General features: G+C 45.0%; 3 protein-coding genes. All 3 read right to left on the bottom strand.

Annotated features, from left to right (window positions below; genetic code table 11):
- Window positions 1-81: 81 nt before the first annotated feature.
- The 3 genes from ASH01S_RS18235 to ASH01S_RS19575 all read right to left on the bottom strand — a co-directional run bounded on the left by ASH01S_RS18235 (window position 82) and on the right by ASH01S_RS19575 (window position 1117).
- The gene (locus ASH01S_RS18235; protein ID WP_169794276.1) at window positions 82-402 is read right to left on the bottom strand and encodes a TPM domain-containing protein; all 321 of its coding nucleotides are present in this window, start codon (window positions 400-402) and stop codon (window positions 82-84) included.
- A gap of 184 nt (window positions 403-586) precedes the next feature.
- On the bottom strand, window positions 587-913 hold the full coding sequence (locus ASH01S_RS17570) for a hypothetical protein (RefSeq protein WP_067929724.1): 327 nt from the start codon (window positions 911-913) through the stop codon (window positions 587-589).
- A 75-nt stretch (window positions 914-988) separates the two neighbouring features.
- Window positions 989-1117 (bottom strand): hypothetical protein, encoded by a 129-nt coding sequence (locus ASH01S_RS19575; protein ID WP_281178248.1) that lies wholly within the window; start codon window positions 1115-1117, stop codon window positions 989-991.
- Window positions 1118-1241: the final 124 nt, after the last annotated feature.

Genomic DNA, 1241 nt, shown 5'->3' with positions numbered 1-1241 from the left:
GTGAACATTATCGGACATAAAAATGTGATGTAAGAGATTGGTAAGCAAATTCGTGGAACTGTGTTACTTGAAAATATATTTTTATAGATTGTCAAGAGCACGAATTGTATGTATTACGGCATCCGCGTACTTACCTTTACGGGCGTATGGAACAAAGTATCGGTCTGTCACTGCACGATATTTATCGGCCACTGTTAAGCCCGGTTCGTTCGACCGTATGATTTGATCCAGTTCCGAGTCTCGTGTGGTTACTAATTCCACCTGTCGATCGTTTGGGTCGATAGTCAACAAGGCATCGTTACCGTCCAGACCTTGTTCTTGAAATACTTGATCAGCCAATGCAGATAAATCATTAGAATGCGAAACTGTTAATACATAAATGGGGTATTTACTGCTTGCCAACGCTTGTTCCCCACATTTCGCGCCTATCGTTGTGAGGGCGCGAAATGTGGGATGGATACATTATTGCATCTCTTTTGGAATAGAAGGGGCCGACAAGTAAGAAAATATATTCTTTTTGTGATATCTATTAAAAAAGATTATTTTGGTTAATCAGTTAAATGGGGCAGCATCACCGTTTATAGTTTTACCACAAAAATGCCAAGGCAAGGATCCAAGAAAATGCGAGCCACCACCACAACCAGCCGGCCCACCAGGCAGCATAACCGGGATAACCCCAAGCGACGACGCTGTAAGCACGCCATTGGGCGAGCGCAAGGTCGAGTTTCTTCTCGTCGTCGTTTTCGACCATTTGAGCATCGCTGACCAGACCCACGGGTGCATACTGACGGGGAACCCGGATTAAGACCGCACGGTTGTTCACATCAGTCACGATGCCACGATGAATTCCCCACGGGGTTCTGAATTGAACCCATTTCCCCAGATTGTTGACGCAATCCAGTGGACTGCACACGGTCACCCCTCCATTCTAAACACATGTGGCTCTACCTCACTAAGTCAAAGTGAGATGATACAATCGGTTGCGAACTTAACAGACGGGAGTTGTAGTGCAGGTGGTTGTCACTGCCGAGTACCCTGGTACCAACAAGAAGAACAACACGAAGATAATCAAAAACACAACCGCCCAACGAGTAAACCCGCCAAACACTCCATACATCGTTCCACCTCCTCTCCAACAAGTCATGTACACTTTGAACATATGCGTCATAATTTGTCCGACAAAAAGGACATATAGCTTAGACAATTTGCCTCTTTCTCAGAAGGCCAAATAACATTTTTAC

The organism is Alicyclobacillus shizuokensis NBRC 103103 (assembly GCF_001552255.1).
GTDB classification, from domain to species: domain Bacteria; phylum Bacillota; class Bacilli; order Alicyclobacillales; family Alicyclobacillaceae; genus Alicyclobacillus_G; species Alicyclobacillus_G shizuokensis.
Note: the sequence above shows the minus strand (reverse complement) of the source record. Positions and strands in the feature narration are given on the sequence as shown.